Here is a 16,846-nt window from a genome sequence, read left to right as displayed (position 1 = left end):
CTCATCATCTGCACTGCAACAAATAGTGAAGCGTTCTTCACTATCTAATTGGAGAAGGTGTATGACAGAGCCAAAGACAAAGATTGCCGCTAGGATCAAGGAGGCTCGTGAATGGAAAGGATTAACCCAAGTACATATGGCCCAGCAGTTGAAAGTCGCTCGCCAAACGTATCTTGATCTAGAGACCGGAAAAACAGAACCTAAAGTACGATTATTGTCTGAGATCTCGGAGATCACTGAGAGGCCATTAACTTGGTTTGTTTATGGTGATGAAGGGATTGAAATTTTAGAAAGTGAGTATAAGGAAGAAATTGATCGCTTATTGCAATTTTTTAGTCACTTGCCACATTCTGCTCGCCACGTTATTTTGCAGCAATGTATCAACTTAGCGAGTTTTATGGCGGAATACACCCGTGCTTTAACACATAAAAATAAGTAGCGAATAACGATCTTCCTTGGTGCCTACTTAATTGTTCATTTCGATCTTTTTATTGTCTATCTTTGATGACAGTGAATATGGCGTATCACATTTTTGTACTAGCACCCATAGACATCTATTTTAGCGAAGAATAGTTTAAACAAAGTTTATGGGTTTAGTGCGGTATAAATGTCGATGATGAGTGAATATAGTGTTGAGCGTGAGATTAATAACGCAATAACAGAAATAGCGCATATTGCACAAAAGATTCGAGAAGCGAGAGAATGGAAAGGGGTCACTCAAGTGAGTATGGCTAAGCAGCTAGGTGTTGCTCGTCAAACTTACCTTGATGTAGAGTCGGGGAAAACAGAGCCTCGAATATTAATGCTAATGAATATAGCAAAGATAACAGGGCGTCCTTTGCATTGGTTTATTTCAGACGACAGTACACCTGAATATGGTGATATCAATCGATTATCGGTTATGTATGCGCAGGTACCTTCTCCTTTACGCCAAAAAATGATCGAACAAAATATTAATTTGATTTCCTGTTGCCTTGAATATGTTTCAAACAGTCGTTAATCATGTTGATTGTTATAAAAAAAGCAGCGATTACGCTGCTTTTTTGTTAGGGACTATTCATTACTGAGCAAGAAAAAACTTATAGGCTGGATTTTCTGTTTCGTCTTTCCATTGATAGCCCAATTCGCGTAAGTGGCTAGTAAATGACAGCAAATCTTTGTCTTCAAGTTCAAAGCCACATAAAACACGACCATAATCTGCCCCATGATTACGATAATTAAATAAGCTAATATTCCAATGACAACCAAGGGTATTTAAAAAGCGAATAAGTGCACCTGGGTATTCAGGGAACTCAAAGCTATATAAACGTTCTTTAAGCGGTTTTGATGGCCTACCCCCAATCATATAACGAACATGGACTTTCGCCATTTCGTCATCAGATAAATCGACCACCGGATATCCGCCTTTTCGCAGATCTTTAATGATGCCATCAAGTTCTTCTTGGCCTTGCATTAAACGCACACCGACAAAAACATTGGCCAGCGCATCATCGTTATAACGGTAGTTAAACTCGGTTACCGCTCTCCCCCCAATCAAATGGCAGAAATCAAGAAAAGCCCCAGGACGTTCAGGGATCGTAACGGCTAATAACCCTTCACGTTTTTCACCTAACTCACAACGTTCTGAAACATAGCGTAGACCATGAAAATTCAAGTTTGCGCCTGATAAAATCGCAGCAAGTTGCTGGTCGCGGATTTGATGCAGCTCGACGTATTTTTTTAGCCCAGCAAGAGAAAGTGCCCCCGAAGGTTCAGCAATCGCGCGGGTATCTTCAAAGATATCTTTAACCGCCGAGCAAATTTCATCACTGCTGACCGTGATAACATCATCAAGGTATTGCTGACATAAACGGAAGGTTTCACTACCAATACGTTTCACAGCTACACCATCAGCAAACATGCCGACTTGATCTAATGTGACTGGTTGGCCTGCATCAAGCGCTGCTTTTAAACAGGCAGAATCTTCAGCCTCAACCCCAACCACTTTAATTTCAGGTAGTAGCTGTTTGAGTAAAACGGCAACGCCTGCCGCCAAACCACCGCCACCAACCGGTACAAAAACACAATCAAGATGACCATTTTGTTGCACCAACTCAATACCAATTGTGCCTTGTCCTGCGATCACCGATGGGTGATCGAAAGGAGGGATAAAGGTATAGCCGTGTTGTTGCGCTAATTGTTCGGCATAGCCCTTAGCTTCATCAAAATTACTGCCATGCAGCACTACAATACCACCAAAACTACGTACCGCATCCACCTTGATATCAGGTGTCGTACGTGGCATCACAATCGTGGCTTTAACCCCGAGTTGCTGGCTTGATAAAGCAAGACCTTGTGCATGATTACCGGCAGAGGCTGCAATCACTCCTGCCGCTTTTTGCGGCTCAGTCAGCTGCGACATCATGTTATAAGCGCCACGTAACTTAAACGAGTGAACCGGCTGGCGATCTTCTCGTTTTAGTTGGATCTGATTTGCAATCCTTGCGCTCAGACGAGACATATTTTGCAATGGGGTGACTTGTGCCACCTCATATACTGGCGCTCGAAGGATATTGCGAAGATAGTCGGCTCCGCTAAGTAGCTCTTCATCCGTGGCCTGTTTCACTTCGCTCATGGTGATTATCCTTCTAGTTTAGATTTATCGCGCACTGCGCCTTTATCTGCACTGGTGGCTAGGTTGGCATAGGCTTTTAGGGCAAAAGAAACCTGACGTTCACGATCGACAGGCTTCCAACCGCGTTGGTTCGTTGCTTCACGACGTGCCGCGAGGGTTGCATCATCGACATTGAGCTCAATGCTACGGTTTGGAATATCAATGGCGATAATGTCGCCATTTTCGATCAGGCCAATCGTGCCACCGTTTGCTGCTTCAGGCGAAACGTGACCAATAGATAGGCCACTGGTACCGCCAGAGAATCGACCGTCAGTGATCAACGCACATTCTTTGCCAAGACCCATAGATTTAAGGTAAGTGGTCGGGTACAACATTTCTTGCATACCAGGGCCACCTTTAGGTCCTTCATAACGAATAACCACGACATCGCCTGCTTTCACTTTACCGGCAAGAATCGCTTCAACAGCGGTATCTTGGCTTTCAAACACAACGGCAGGACCTGTAAAGGTTAAGCAACTTTCATCAACGCCTGCGGTTTTAACAATACAGCCATCAAGTGCCATATTGCCTGACAGTACAGCAAGACCGCCATCTTGGCTAAAGGCAAACTCTTTACTACGAATACAGCCATTTTCTCGATCATCGTCAAGCGTTTCCCAACGGCAATCTTGCGAGAATGCTTGCGTGGTACGGATACCTGCAGGACCTGCGCGGAAGAACGTTTTAATTTCTTCTGAATCCGTTACTTTAATATCGTAGTGTTTGAAGCTTTCGGCAAAGGTTTCACCCAGAATATTGTGACAATCGTTATGGAAGAGACCTGCGCGATCCAGTTCACCTAAAATACTGTAAACGCCACCTGCTCGGTGAACATCTTCCATATGATATTTCGGTGTTGATGGTGCAACTTTACAGAGGTGTGGAACAATACGAGACATGCGATCAATATCGGTCATGGTGAAATCAATTTCACCTTCTTGCGCTGCGGCTAAAAGGTGTAAAACGGTATTAGTTGATCCCCCCATTGCAATATCTAATGCCATCGCATTTTCGAAGGCTTTTTTATTGGCAATGTTACGTGGCAATGCGGTTTCATCGTCTTGCTCATAGTAACGCTTAGTTAGACCAACAATACGCTTACCCGCGTTAATAAATAGCTGCTCGCGATCTGCGTGTGTTGCCAGCATTGAACCGTTACCCGGCTGGCTTAAACCTAATGCTTCGGTTAAACAGTTCATTGAGTTCGCCGTGAACATACCAGAGCACGAACCACAAGTTGGGCATGCTGAACGTTCGATCTGCTCACTTTGTTCATCTGATACTTTAGGATCGGCACCTTGGATCATTGCATCAACCAAATCGAGCTTGATCACTTGCTCTGAAAGCTTGGTTTTACCGGCTTCCATTGGTCCGCCAGAAACAAAAATAACCGGAATATTTAAGCGAAGTGACGCCATTAACATTCCCGGGGTGATTTTGTCACAGTTTGAGATACATACCATCGCATCGGCACAGTGGGCATTCACCATGTACTCAACAGAATCTGAAATAAGCTCACGTGATGGGAGTGAATACAGCATACCGCCATGCCCCATCGCAATGCCGTCATCAACAGCAATGGTATTAAACTCTTTGGCAATACCGCCCGCTTCTTCTATTTGCTTTGCGACTAATTGACCGAGATCTTTTAAGTGGACGTGACCGGGAACAAATTGGGTAAACGAGTTCACAACGGCAATAATCGGCTTACCGAAATCTTCATCTTTGACGCCAGTGGCACGCCAAAGCGCACGAGCACCAGCCATATTTCGGCCATGGGTTGTGGTTGCAGAACGGTATTTAGGCATAACAGAAAATCCTTTTTGAGCACTGTCGCTAATGCATTAGCGACAGTTTTGATATGTATTGGTTGGGTTGTGAAGGGCAATTACTTTTGTGGATAAACGTAATCTAACCAGCCCCATTTATCTTCTGTTTCACCATTGAACAGACCGAAGTAAGCGGCTTGCAGCTCTTTGGTGATAGGGCCTCGTTTACCTTCACCGACGGTAATTTGATCCACACTGCGTACCGGTACGATTTCAGCTGCTGTCCCTGTCATGAAGATTTCATCGGCAAGGTAAAGTGCTTCACGAGCAATGTTTTCTTCACGTACTTCGTAACCCCGTTCTTTAGCTAGGATCATAATCGTGTCACGGGTGATGCCGGGTAAAATTGCGCTAGTTGTTGGTGGTGTTGAAAGAACGCCGTTACGAATGACAAAGATATTTTCACCAGCGCCTTCTGATAGATAACCATCAACACTTAATGCGATCCCTTCTGCGTAACCATGGCGACGTGCTTCGCTACCAACCAGTAATGATGATAGGTAGTTACCACCAGCTTTTGCAGCCGTTGGAATAGTATTTGGCGCGGCACGATTCCAGCTAGAAATCATCGCATCAACGCCATTTTCCAGTGCTTCTTCACCTAAGTAAGAGCCCCAAGGGAAAGCGGCAACAATCAAATCCATTTTTGTATCAACGGGAGGACAAACCCCTAGGCCAACATTCCCCACATAACCCAATGGGCGAATGTAAGCAGAATCGAGTTTATTGACTCGGATCGTTTCACGGCAAATTTCCATTAGTTCATCGCAGCTGTATGGGATTGGGAAGCGATAAATTTTTGCCGAATTTTTTAGCCGTACCATATGTTCTTCATGACGAAAAATGGCTGGGCCTTTTGGCGTGTTGTAGCAACGGATCCCTTCAAATACTGAAGTACCATAGTGCATTGCGTGGGTTAAAACGTGAACATTAGCATCAGCCCAAGGCACTATTTCACCGTTAAACCAAATGTAATCTGCTGTATTTGCCATGTTGAATTCCTTTCTAAAATTTAATCCAGTAACTGCAGGGGGGAAGTCTCTACACTGATGATGTCCCACAGTTTTTCAATTTGGTTGATAAGCGTCGATATAGGACGAGTACTATCGACGATAATTTCGATTCTGGCTATCTTGCTGTGATGATTTTGTGTTGCATCGACTTTTTTTATGATGAAGCCACGATGGCGGATCACACGTAAAATTCGCTCAAGTAATACAGGCTTATCATTAGCGGTAATGTTGAGTAAATATCTTTCCATTAGGTGTTCTCCAGCATATCTTGGTTTGCAGCACCCGGTGGAACCAGTGGCCATACATTTTGTTCTTCATCAATTAGCACATGCAGTAAGTAAGCGGTTTTACTGGCGAGCATTTCTTCCAGTGCAGGAGCCACTTCTTCTTTGCGAGTAATGGTTTTTCCCGGAATATCAAACGCTTTAGCTAACATCACAAAATCAGGGTTATCATCTAGGATGGTTTCACTGTGGCGACCATCAAAAAACAGCGATTGCCATTGACGTACCATACCTAAGCGCTGGTTATTGATAAGTACCATTTTGACGGGAATACTGCGGCGCTTTAAGGTTCCCAATTCTTGTACATTCATCATAAACGAGCCATCACCAGAGATCAGAATAGATTGATCATCAGGACGGGCAACACTGGCTCCCATTGCCGCTGGCAAGCCAAAACCCATGGTGCCAAGACCGGCTGATGTAATGTAGTTTTGTGGCGCACGAGGTTGAATATGCTGTGCAGCCCACATTTGGTGCTGACCAACATCAGTCGATATCATGCTGCTATCAGGCATCATATCTGATAATTGTTTAAGCAGTAATGGTGCGTAAATCAGCTCGCCAGGATGGTCATAGCGCCATTTACCTATTTTACGAATATGTTCACTGTGAGTGAGCCAACGGCTGATATCTTGGCTCAGCTCTAACTGAGGCAAAATAGTATTAATATCGCCACGTAATGGCGCATCAGCATGACGTAATTTACTAAATTCAGCGGCATCAATATCAATATGAATTACTTTTGCGTGTGGCGCAAAGGTATCCAATTTTCCGGTTACGCGATCATCAAATCGGGCGCCAACCACAATTAATAAATCCGCTTCTTGTACCACTAGGTTGGCTGCTTTTGTGCCGTGCATACCAAGCATGCCAAGGTAATGGGGATCATGGCGTTCAATAGACCCTAAGCCTTTTAAAGTACTGACCGAAGGCATTGGATTAAGGTTTAAAAATTGACGTAACGTATCGGTTGCATGGGCAATTTGCACCCCACCACCGACATACATTACGGGACGATGACTTTGATCTAATAATTGTTGAGCTGCAGTGATAGCTTCACTATTAACCGTTGGAACCGCTGGTGGTTCAATTGGGGGGAGTAATTCGGTTGGCGCTTGTGCAAGCTGTACATCTTTGGCTATATCGACAATAACAGGGCCCGGACGACCGGCTTTAGCGACTACGAATGCTTCAGCAAGGGTTGGTGCAAGTTCATTGATATCGGTGACCAGATAGCTGTGTTTGGTACATGATAAAGACATCCCAATCACATCCATTTCTTGGAAGGCATCGGTTCCAATATGGGTGCTGGCAACTTGTCCAGTAATCGCAACTAGGGGGACTGAATCCATAAAGGCGTCAGCAAGTCCAGTGACGAGGTTTGTGGCACCTGGACCTGATGTTGCCATACAGACAGCGACATCTTGGGTGGATCGGGCCATACCAATAGCAGCCATTGCTGCTCCTTGTTCGTGACGGCAGAGGATATGCTCTACTCCACCATCATATAACGCGTCATAAATTGGCATGATGGCACCGCCTGGGTAACCAAATACGGTTTTGATACCCTGCTGATGCAGCGCTTTTACGACTAATTCTGCCCCTGTCATCGCAGCTCCTTGCTTGCTTTGCGAGATCTATTTGAGATGATAACGATTACTCAAATCCATTTGTTGAAAAAAGCCCCCGAACTTCTCAGTGCGGGGGCTTTTTGTTTGCGTCTTTGCGCTACTTTGCGCCAGCAAATCCCCGCTGCGGTGACATAATCACCACAATGACTTTAATAATGAGTACGAGGGATGTTGTTAAGCGCATGTATATTTGTCCAACTTTTGTTGTCTAGTTGTTGCTATATGTTAGTGGTAACACAGACATCTATCGCATGACAAGCAAAAACTGTGGTTTTTTTAGCAAACGAGCTGCATTTACAGGCATCTTATGAAACTAAAAATAAATATTTCATTAACGAATGTTTTTTTATCTCAGTGAGGTGATGGTTCATGACGCTTGCGATTGTTCATAGTCGAGCTTGTGTGGGAGTGCAGGCTCCACCTGTAACGGTAGAAGTCCACTTAAGTAATGGGTTGCCAAGTTTTACATTAGTAGGGCTACCTGAAACTACGGTAAAAGAGGCTAAAGATCGGGTTCGAAGTGCAATTATTAATGCGAATTTTGAGTTCCCATCACGACGTATCACTGTCAACTTAGCCCCTGCTGATTTGCCTAAAGAAGGAGGGCGATTTGATTTACCTATAGCGTTAGGTATTTTAGCGGCATCAGGTCAGATCCCAACAGATAAATTATCAGAGCATGAGTTTATCGGTGAATTAGCATTATCGGGAGAGTTACGACCTGTAAAGGGGGCACTGCCTGCTGCTTTAGCTGCATTAAAGGCGAAGCGTTGCTTTGTGGTGCCTGACAGTAATGGCGATCAAGTGGCTCTCGTCGGTAAAGAGGTTCATAAATCAGCATCCAATCTATTAGCCGTTTGTGGCTATTTATGCGGCCAACAACAATTAGCATTAAATTTTAGTGAGCAGCTTAAAGAAACTGCGGCTCCTTTAGAGCGAGATATGCAAGATATTATCGGGCAGCAACAAGGGAAACGTGCGTTAGAAATAGCCGCCGCCGGCGGTCATAATGTTTTGTTCCTCGGTCCTCCGGGGACGGGAAAAACTATGCTGGCATCAAGGTTATGTGATTTACTGCCGCCGATGAGTCATGAGGAAGCGTTAGAAACCGCGGCCGTCACCTCGCTCACACCACAATCCTTACACCAAGGAAATTGGTTAAAAAGGCCTTTTCGTACGCCACACCATTCGAGCTCTATGGCGGCATTAGTGGGCGGTGGTTCGGTACCTAAACCGGGAGAAATATCGTTGGCGCACAATGGGCTTTTATTTTTAGACGAGATGCCTGAATTTGAACGTAAAGTTTTAGATTCTTTACGCGAGCCATTAGAGTCAGGTCATATTGTGATTTCTCGTGCGACCAGTAAAACAACGTTTCCTGCGCGATTTCAATTGATCGGTGCGCTGAACCCAAGCCCTTCTGGGTATTATGACGGTAACCAAACACGTACCAACCCACAGGCGATATTACGTTATTTAAGTCGGTTGAGTGGCCCATTACTTGATAGGTTTGATATGTCGATTGAGATCCCTGCTCTACCCCGAGGAACGTTAACTAAAGGGGGAGATCGAGGTGATTCAACAGTAACGATTAAAGCGCGGGTCGATCATGCTCGTCAGCTAATGTTGACTCGCAGTGGTAAGGTGAATGCGCTGTTATCGACGCGAGAGTTAGAGCAGTATTGCCCACTTCAGCAAGCTGATGCGGCATTTTTAGAAAATGCGCTTCATCAGTTAGGTTTATCGGTACGAGCTTATCATCGAATCATTAAAGTGGCGCGTACGATAGCGGATTTGGCGGGAGAGCCTGATATCTCTCGAGGGCACTTAGCGGAAGCGTTAGGCTATCGCGCAATGGATAGGCTGCTTAAGCAGATTAATAGCCAAGTTATATAACAAAAAGTGTCGTTATTTGGATAATAAAAAAGGGCATTACAGCCCTTTTTTATTTTTAGATGATATTACTTTTTCAGTAAGTAGTTTACTAACTCAAAGTATTCGTTCGCTGATTTGATTTTACCTGTTTGTACAAGGTACTTGTTGTTAACCACAACAGCAGGCACACCGGTTAAGCCTGCATCTTCAAAGGCTTTATCAGAACGGCTTACCATTGAATTTACTGCAAAGCTATTATATGCACCATCAAATTCAGCCGCAGGAACTCCCTCATCAATGAAGATTTGACGCACTTCTTCTTCATTACGTGGTGGCTTGTTCATGGTGTGGATACGGTTAAAGAACACCGGTACCATTTTATCTTGAACACCTAATACCACAGAAGTCGCGAAGGCTTTACTCATTACTTTACCCATTGGGCCGCCCATGAATGAAACATGCCTTTTTTGGAACTTTACATTTTCAGGCAATTTAGTTTTTAGCTGTTTGATCATAGGTTCAAACTGATAGCAATGCGGGCAGTATAAAGAGAAGTACTCAGTCACAATGGGGGTTTCAGATTTTGGTAGATCGAGAACTTTGTAGTAATCACCTTCAGTAAATTTTGCGGCGTGCACTGAAAATGATAGTAACGCTGCACTAGCTAGCGTGAGTAACTTCTTGAACATTGATATAACTCCCTGATTATCCTTATCACGGTTATAAATATAACCTGAATTTTTATGTTAATACGTTTTTGTGTTTACCACTGTGGCATGAGTTGTAATGGTGCATCATGCAGCGAGGCAATTTGTTCTTTGAATGCAAGAACTTGCCCTTCCCAGTATTTTGCATCAGCAAACCAAGGGAATGCACGGGGAAATGCAGGATCTTGCCATCGTTTTGCTAACCATGCCATATAATGCACCATTCTAAGACCGCGTAAAGGCTCGATTAGTTGCAATTGACGTTGATCAAAATCTGCAAATTCACCATAAGCTTCAAGTAACGTATCCAGTTGGGCTAGTTGATCGGCGCGCTCACCGTTTAATAGCATCCATAAATCTTGGACAGCAGGACCATTACGGGCATCATCAAGATCGACAAACATTGGGCCATCACGCCATAAAATATTACCTGGGTGACAGTCACCATGAAGACGAATCGCTTGCCAATCAGACGACCAATGCTGTTCAAGGTTTTTAATCAGTAGATCAAGATCGGCAAAAAAAACATTCTTAAGATGATCGGGTATAAACTGACTGTGCTCTAATAATTTTCGAGGCTGATAGACGTATTCATCTAGCCCCATGGTTGGACGGTGTTGAAAAGGCTGGCGTTGCCCCACGAGATGAATGCGACCTAAATAGCGACCGACCCATTCTAATTGGTCAAAATTATCGACTTCAAATTGTCGACCGCCGACACTTGGAAATAAAGCAAAACGATGACCATTAAAGGTATGTAGTGTTTTCCCATTGATATTTAGAGGTGCGGCAACAGGAATTTCATTGTCAGCCAATTCTTGTGTAAATTGGTGCTCTTCTTCAATTTGCTCATCACTCCAACGTTCTGAGCGATAGAACTTGGTGACATAACGTGCGCCATCTTCTGCTTTAAACTGGTAGACCCGATTTTCATAACTATTGAGAGCCAGTAATCCTGATTCTGCACGAACATCAATGCTATCTAAGGCATCAAGTAGCAAATCAGGTGTGAGATTCGAAAAACAAAAATCGTTTTTTTCCATGAAACAGCCTTAAAGATGGAAATTAAGGCTGCAGTTTACCTTAATCTTGAGATAACGAGAATTCAGGGGTAGATCTCTCCCGCCCTAGCGAACATGTGTTGTCATCAGTTTAGCGAAGACGACGAATAAATCGAGTGTCGGCGCTGAGTGTTAACCATTAATATGTATCACGCTTTGTTAATAACATAATTGTAACGCAAGGCGATGGTTCAGCCTAAAATCAGTGCTTAAACTGGTGGTTTGGGCACAAAAAAGCCAGTGAATATTCACTGGCTTTTAACGTTAAATAATAGTGAGATTATTTAATAATACCGCGAGCGCGTAAGATAGCGGTTTTGAAATCATCTTCACAATCTTTTGCAAGCCCAGGGATCATGGCGTCTTTATCACTGTTACGCATCTTCAAATGATAAATCAGTACATCATCAGTGAGTGACTCTAATGGGCCGTTATACTTTGCTTCTTCAGCCAGCTTTAATAAAAACTCCACTAAATTTAGATCAGGATCTTTTTGCCATTCAGGATGAAGCAGTTCGATGAGCTCATTGACGCGATGCGTTTTCATAGTGACTCCGTAGTTGAGGCTGAGTGATCGTTATTACGAGCAAATTGTCATAGTTTTAATAGGGGTAAATTATAACAAAGCACACGGGGTTACAATCTGTTGTGCGGTGTTGTAATGACAAAACGAAGTAAAAAAAGCAGCCGAAGCTGCTTTATCTCAATCGTTTTATTATCATTACGCGATATTTTGCTTGGCGATTAATGACTGTATTTGAGTCTCTAACTCATCACGCTTTAGTTTTATATCGTTATTCGTCAATGAAATCTCAACAACGGCTGTCTGTTTCGTTTTAAAATGTGGAGCATGAGCCGTTGCACGAAGGCGTGAAGGGCTACGAGGGGTACTTACATACCTGACGGGAGATGCTGGTCGCATAAATCACCTGTTGTCAGGCTCATCCATGGCCGGAAGTTAGCAAGCTGATCGCTGAAGGGAAAATTCCCTACTGGGTTTACCCCATCCATCAGTATATCGCTTGGTTGTTAATTAGTTTGCGCTGAGAATAACAATAGCAATTTTAAAAGTCGAGTAAAAAGTAGCCGCTAAAATGCTAAGATTGAAGCATTAAGATGGTTGGATTAAGCATGCCGTAAAAAAAGAATAGTAAAAGTGCTTTCGCTTGGCGTATTCAGATCCGTTTATGTTGTAATACGATGTGTGTATTACACTGCACATATTTTATGGAATAACCATATTATAAAAGAAGCCTTTGGAGAGGATGTATGGAGCAAGAGCAGCAACGCATTGTTGCCAACCGAAATTTATCTTATCGATTAGCTGAGTCTATAGGCCGCCGTATTTTGGCGGGAGAAACAGCGCCTGGTGATATTTTACCGGGTGAAGTCGAATTAGGTGACATGTATGGTGTAAGCCGTACAGCTGTTCGTGAGGCAATCAAAATGTTGGCTGCCAAAGGAATGGTGTTGCCTCGGCCACGTATTGGTACACGCGTGATGCCGAAAAAGAATTGGAACTATCTTGATCAAGATTTACTGGCTTGGTTAGATTTTGATGCCGATTCTGAATTATTAGAGGAATATCAACAAGCGCGTTTAATGTTAGAGCCAGAAGCGGCAGCATTAGCAGCTATTCACGCAACAGATGAGGAGCGTAAAGAGCTACAAAAGCTGTTGGCTGAAATGCATGAAATGGGCGATAACTTCGATCAAGAACATTGGATTGAAGTCGACACACGTTTCCATCAACTGATTTATTTTTCCTCTGGAAATCATTTTATTAGTCCGTTTGGTAACTTGTTTAAAGCGGTATTTGAAAACTACTTCCGTGTTGTTACGCGTGAACGTATTTTAAAACTTGATGCTCACCAACAAATCGTTGATGGCATTATTGCTCGCGATCCAGATGCTGCTCGACAAGCCACCTTATCACTACTACAAAAATAATAACTAACGGAGTATTGCTTATTTATCACGAGCGCTCCGTTTTTATTACGTATGTTTTTATCTCATTATTATAAATATCACGAATCCTGACTTGCTTATTTTCAGCTTACAAGTGTAAGCTGAGTGGTGTGGTTATAGTAGAATAATGTCATGTTAGCGTGAGGTGGTTGAGTGATGAACAAATCGGTGGCAACAGAACAAGGGTATTCTGTTGCAGAGGAAGTAGCGAACAGTATAAGCCATGGGATCGGGCTGTTATTTGGCTTGCTTGGGTTGTATTTATTACTTGAGAAAGCATTCTCTGTTAATGCTGACACGTTAAGTCTTATCAGCTATACCGTGTATGCGGTGAGCATGATATTGCTCTATTTAGCCTCTACCCTCTACCATTCGGTTTCATCACCTAAAGCGAAACGTGCGTTAAAAACGTTCGATCATTGTGCGATTTATCTTCTTATTGCTGGTACTTATACGCCTTTTTTATTGATTTCTCTGCGGACGCCATTAGCCATTGGTTTGATGAGCGTGATTTGGGGACTGGCGATTATCGGTATTATTGCCAAAATTGCATTTGTTTATCGATTTGAGAAATTATCACTGATCACTTATTTAACCATGGGTTGGTTATCGCTAATTATGATTTATCAATTAGCACTTATTTTATCGACGGGTGGTTTAGTGTTACTTGCTTTAGGCGGTGTGATTTATTCACTTGGGGTGATTTTCTACGTCAATAAACGTATTCCGTATAACCATGCAATTTGGCATTTATTTGTATTAGGTGGTTCTATTTGCCACTTTTGTGCGATTTATTTCTACGTCAAACCTGTGTAGTTCATCGCGTTGAAATGGATAAAAAAGGGAGCGCAATGCGCTCCCTTTTTGTTTTTAGTGTTATTAGTCTCGCCAAAATGCAGGTGAAAATACGACTAACACAGTCAAAATTTCTAAACGTCCCATCAACATACCTAAGCTTAAGGTCCATTTTGATAAATCAGGCAAACTCGCGAAGTTACCCGTTGGACCGATAATACTCCCCATCCCCGGCCCCACATTAGCAACAGCGGTGACAGCACCTGTAATGCTGGTGATGGGATCAAGCCCTTGTAGACCTAATATCGCAGCAATGAAGATAATGGTCATGATAAAGGTCAATACTAATGCAACAACCGAGCGCACAATATCGTCAGTGACCGGTCTATCATTATAGCGTTGGACAAATAGCGCCGATGGGTGGATAGATTGCATAATTTGCTTACGTAGTAAGGCAAACGCGATCTGGAATCGAAAGATTTTTATTCCGCCACTGGTCGACCCTGAGCAAGCGCCTACCAATAAAGTGAAGGCGAAAATAATACTCGGCAATGGTCCCCATGCGGTGAAATCTCCCAAGCCAAAACCTGTGGTTGTCACAACAGAAATGATGTTGAAAAATGATAATCGCAGCGAATCCATCAACGAATAATCTTTATTGAAGAACAAGCATGCAGCCACAATTAAACTGGCAACGGTCACAAACAAGGCATAGCCTTTTACTTGAGCATCACCAAATAAGGTTTTTGGATGGCGTTTTTTCAAGGCTTGGACAAACAGCAAAAATGGCAAGCCGCCAGCAAACATGAAGACTGTGGCAACCCATTGTGCACTGTGCGAGAAGTGATTCATGGAGCCATCAGAAGTGGAATAACCGCCCGTCGAAATGGTTGTGAAAGCATGGTTAATGGCATCAAATGTATTCATCCCTGCAAACATAAACGAGATAATGCAGAGCAGAGTTAACGTGAGATAAACATTAACGATATTCTTTGCAACGCTCTTGGTTCGAGGTGAGCTTTTATCTGACCAATCTGATGATTCGGTTTGGAATAAACGCATACCACCGACGTTCAGCATCGGGAGGATCGCTACTGCCATCACGATAAAGCCAACCCCACCGAGCCATTGCAGTGTTGATCGCCACAGCAAAATACTGGGTGCCATATCATCTAAACCACTTAAAACGGTAGAGCCCGTTGTGGTGATCCCTGACATAGTTTCAAAGTAAGCATCGGTAAAACTAATGTGATTAATAAATACAAAAGGTAAGGCCGCAAAAGCACTGGCGACAGTCCAAACTAAGGTGGTGATCAAGAACATGTCTCGCACGCTAAGCTTAAACTCTGGGGTTTTACCTAAAGTTAAAAATAAAAAGGCAACAGAATGGGTGATCAGCACCGCAGTGGCGAAATCAATAAACCCTTCGGTACCGGTAAAAAAGGCGACTAATGTCGGCACGTACATGAACAGGGCTAGCTTAGACAGCACTAACCCTAGTACAAACAGTATGGGACGATAATTAACCATGATCAGTTACAAGAAGAAAGGACTAGGTTGGAAGAGACGTTCAACATCTGGGATGTACTTCTTATCAACAAGGAACATCACCACGTGATCGTTTTGCTCGATGACGGTACGGTCATGGGCGATTAATACTTCTTCTCCACGGACAACAGCACCAATGGTGGTACCCGGTGGTAATTTAATATCGCTGATTGCACGACCAACGACTTTAGAGGTACTGGAATCACCATGAGCGATAGCCTCAATGGCTTCTGCAGCGCCGCGACGCAATGATGATACATTAACGATATCGGCTTTTCGCACGTGGGTTAATAGCGCTGAAATCGTCGCTTGTTGCGGTGAAATCGCAATATCAATGGTACCGCCTTGCACCAAATCAACGTAAGCACCACGCTGGATAAGCACCATCACTTTCTTTGCGCCCATACGCTTAGCAAGCATGGCTGACATGATATTGGCTTCATCATCGTTAGTAACCGCAATAAAGACATCGATCTGCTCGATATGCTCTTCGCTGAGCAATTCCTGATCTGAGGCATCACCACAAAATACGATGGTATTTTGTAGCATTTCAGACAAGTTCTCAGCACGCTCTTGATTACGTTCAATCAGTTTGATGCTGTAGCTTTGCTCTAAACGACGAGCTAAACCAGCACCAACGTTACCACCACCAACAATCATCAAACGCTTATAAGGCTTCTCTAGGCGCTGAAGTTCACTCATTACGGAACGAATATGGTTACTTGCGGCGACAAAGAAGACTTCATCATCAGCTTCAATGATCGTGGTACCTTGTGGACGAATCGGTTTACCTTGACGGAAAATCGCCGCTACGCGGGTATCGATGTGTGGCATGTGTTCACGCAATGCAGATAATGCATTACCAACTAGCGGACCGCCATAGTAGGCTTTTACCGCAACAAGGCCGACTTTATCTTCTGCAAAGCTAACAACCTGTAATGCGCCTGGGTATTCAATCAGTTTTTCAATGTAATCGGTCACCAATTCTTCTGGTGCGATTAAGTGATCAACAGGAACCGCATCAGATTGAAACAGTTGTTCTTTCTCTCGTAAGTATTCAGGTGAACGAATACGAGCAACACGGTTAGGCGTATTGAAAAGAGAGAACGCAATTTGACATGCGATCATGTTAGTTTCATCGGAGTTCGTAACAGATACCAACATATCAGCATCTTGTGCCCCTGCTTCTCGTAACGTGCGAGGGTGACTGGCAAAGCCTTGTACAACTCGAAGGTCGTATTTGTCTTGCAGTTCACGCAGACGCTCGGGATCCTTATCAACGATAGTGATATCGTTATTCTCACCAACCAAGTTTTCAGCAAGGGTGCCGCCAACTTGTCCGGCACCGAGAATAATAATTTTCATAGTCTATGCCTGATGTAAATGCCTGTAGAGATCAGCTGTAAGTACAACGTTCTGATCGGCGTTATAAAATATGAAAAAGCGGAATCTTGAGAGCAAGTTCCGCTTTTATTTAAACAA

Annotated in this window: 16 protein-coding genes; 5 read left to right on the top strand and 11 right to left on the bottom strand. The window is 43.5% G+C overall.

What is annotated here, in order from left to right; all coding sequences use genetic code 11:
• The first annotated feature begins 61 nt into the window (after positions 1-61).
• Positions 62-439, top strand: a complete 378-nt coding sequence (locus tag C9J46_RS16755) for a helix-turn-helix transcriptional regulator (protein ID WP_107208079.1) — start codon at positions 62-64, stop codon at positions 437-439.
• 168 nt (positions 440-607) lie between these two features.
• On the top strand, positions 608-1,000 hold the full coding sequence (locus C9J46_RS16750; protein ID WP_107208078.1) for a helix-turn-helix transcriptional regulator: 393 nt from the start codon (positions 608-610) through the stop codon (positions 998-1,000).
• A 60-nt stretch (positions 1,001-1,060) separates the two neighbouring features.
• Here the strand turns inward: C9J46_RS16750 and ilvA are convergent, their stop codons facing one another.
• The 5 genes from ilvA to ilvG form a co-directional block, all read right to left on the bottom strand.
• Positions 1,061-2,614 (bottom strand): threonine ammonia-lyase, biosynthetic, encoded by a 1,554-nt coding sequence (gene ilvA / locus C9J46_RS16745; RefSeq protein ID WP_107291257.1) that lies wholly within the window; start codon positions 2,612-2,614, stop codon positions 1,061-1,063.
• Positions 2,615-2,619: 5 nt separating this feature from the next.
• Positions 2,620-4,461 (bottom strand): dihydroxy-acid dehydratase, encoded by a 1,842-nt coding sequence (gene ilvD, locus C9J46_RS16740; RefSeq protein ID WP_107208076.1) that lies wholly within the window; start codon positions 4,459-4,461, stop codon positions 2,620-2,622.
• An 80-nt stretch (positions 4,462-4,541) separates the two neighbouring features.
• Complete coding sequence (ilvE, locus tag C9J46_RS16735) at positions 4,542-5,474, bottom strand: branched-chain-amino-acid transaminase (RefSeq protein ID WP_107247627.1); 933 nt, start codon at positions 5,472-5,474, stop codon at positions 4,542-4,544.
• Positions 5,475-5,494: 20 nt separating this feature from the next.
• Positions 5,495-5,743, bottom strand: a complete 249-nt coding sequence (gene ilvM / locus C9J46_RS16730; protein WP_005372349.1) for an acetolactate synthase 2 small subunit — start codon at positions 5,741-5,743, stop codon at positions 5,495-5,497.
• Positions 5,743-7,389, bottom strand: coding sequence for an acetolactate synthase 2 catalytic subunit (gene ilvG / locus C9J46_RS16725; RefSeq protein ID WP_107291256.1), 1,647 nt, complete (start codon positions 7,387-7,389; stop codon positions 5,743-5,745). The genes ilvM and ilvG overlap by 1 nt, the downstream gene beginning before the upstream one ends.
• A 390-nt stretch (positions 7,390-7,779) precedes the next feature.
• On the opposite strand from ilvG, the gene C9J46_RS16720 reads away from it, so the two are divergent.
• Entirely contained in the window at positions 7,780-9,306 is a 1,527-nt protein-coding gene (locus tag C9J46_RS16720; protein ID WP_107208074.1) for a YifB family Mg chelatase-like AAA ATPase, read from the top strand.
• Positions 9,307-9,371: 65 nt separating this feature from the next.
• Here C9J46_RS16720 and C9J46_RS16715 read toward each other — a convergent pair whose 3' ends face one another.
• From C9J46_RS16715 to C9J46_RS16700, 4 genes are all read right to left on the bottom strand, one after another.
• Positions 9,372-9,974, bottom strand: a complete 603-nt coding sequence (locus tag C9J46_RS16715) for a thiol:disulfide interchange protein DsbA/DsbL (RefSeq protein ID WP_107208073.1) — start codon at positions 9,972-9,974, stop codon at positions 9,372-9,374.
• A 74-nt stretch (positions 9,975-10,048) separates the two neighbouring features.
• The gene (locus C9J46_RS16710; protein WP_107208072.1) at positions 10,049-11,035 is read right to left on the bottom strand and encodes a serine/threonine protein kinase; all 987 of its coding nucleotides are present in this window, start codon (positions 11,033-11,035) and stop codon (positions 10,049-10,051) included.
• Between the two features lie 298 nt (positions 11,036-11,333).
• Complete coding sequence (locus C9J46_RS16705; protein WP_005372361.1) at positions 11,334-11,600, bottom strand: YihD family protein; 267 nt, start codon at positions 11,598-11,600, stop codon at positions 11,334-11,336.
• A gap of 174 nt (positions 11,601-11,774) precedes the next feature.
• On the bottom strand, positions 11,775-11,975 hold the full coding sequence (locus tag C9J46_RS16700) for a hypothetical protein (RefSeq protein WP_107208071.1): 201 nt from the start codon (positions 11,973-11,975) through the stop codon (positions 11,775-11,777).
• Positions 11,976-12,322: 347 nt separating this feature from the next.
• Here C9J46_RS16700 and C9J46_RS16695 point away from each other — a divergent pair, with 347 nt between their 5' ends.
• A complete protein-coding gene (locus C9J46_RS16695) occupies positions 12,323-13,003 on the top strand; it encodes a FadR/GntR family transcriptional regulator (protein ID WP_107208070.1) in 681 nt (226 codons plus the stop codon).
• A 174-nt stretch (positions 13,004-13,177) separates the two neighbouring features.
• Complete coding sequence (locus C9J46_RS16690) at positions 13,178-13,837, top strand: hemolysin III family protein (RefSeq protein ID WP_107208069.1); 660 nt, start codon at positions 13,178-13,180, stop codon at positions 13,835-13,837.
• Between the two features lie 63 nt (positions 13,838-13,900).
• Here C9J46_RS16690 and C9J46_RS16685 read toward each other — a convergent pair whose 3' ends face one another.
• Complete coding sequence (locus C9J46_RS16685; protein ID WP_107208068.1) at positions 13,901-15,346, bottom strand: TrkH family potassium uptake protein; 1,446 nt, start codon at positions 15,344-15,346, stop codon at positions 13,901-13,903.
• A gap of 6 nt (positions 15,347-15,352) precedes the next feature.
• A complete protein-coding gene (trkA, locus tag C9J46_RS16680) occupies positions 15,353-16,729 on the bottom strand; it encodes a Trk system potassium transporter TrkA (RefSeq protein ID WP_107208067.1) in 1,377 nt (458 codons plus the stop codon).
• Positions 16,730-16,846 lie beyond the last annotated feature (117 nt).

The sequence above is a fragment of the Photobacterium sp. GB-36 genome (assembly GCF_003026135.1).
Classification (GTDB): Bacteria; Pseudomonadota; Gammaproteobacteria; order Enterobacterales; family Vibrionaceae; genus Photobacterium.
Note: the sequence above shows the minus strand (reverse complement) of the source record. Positions and strands in the feature narration are given on the sequence as shown.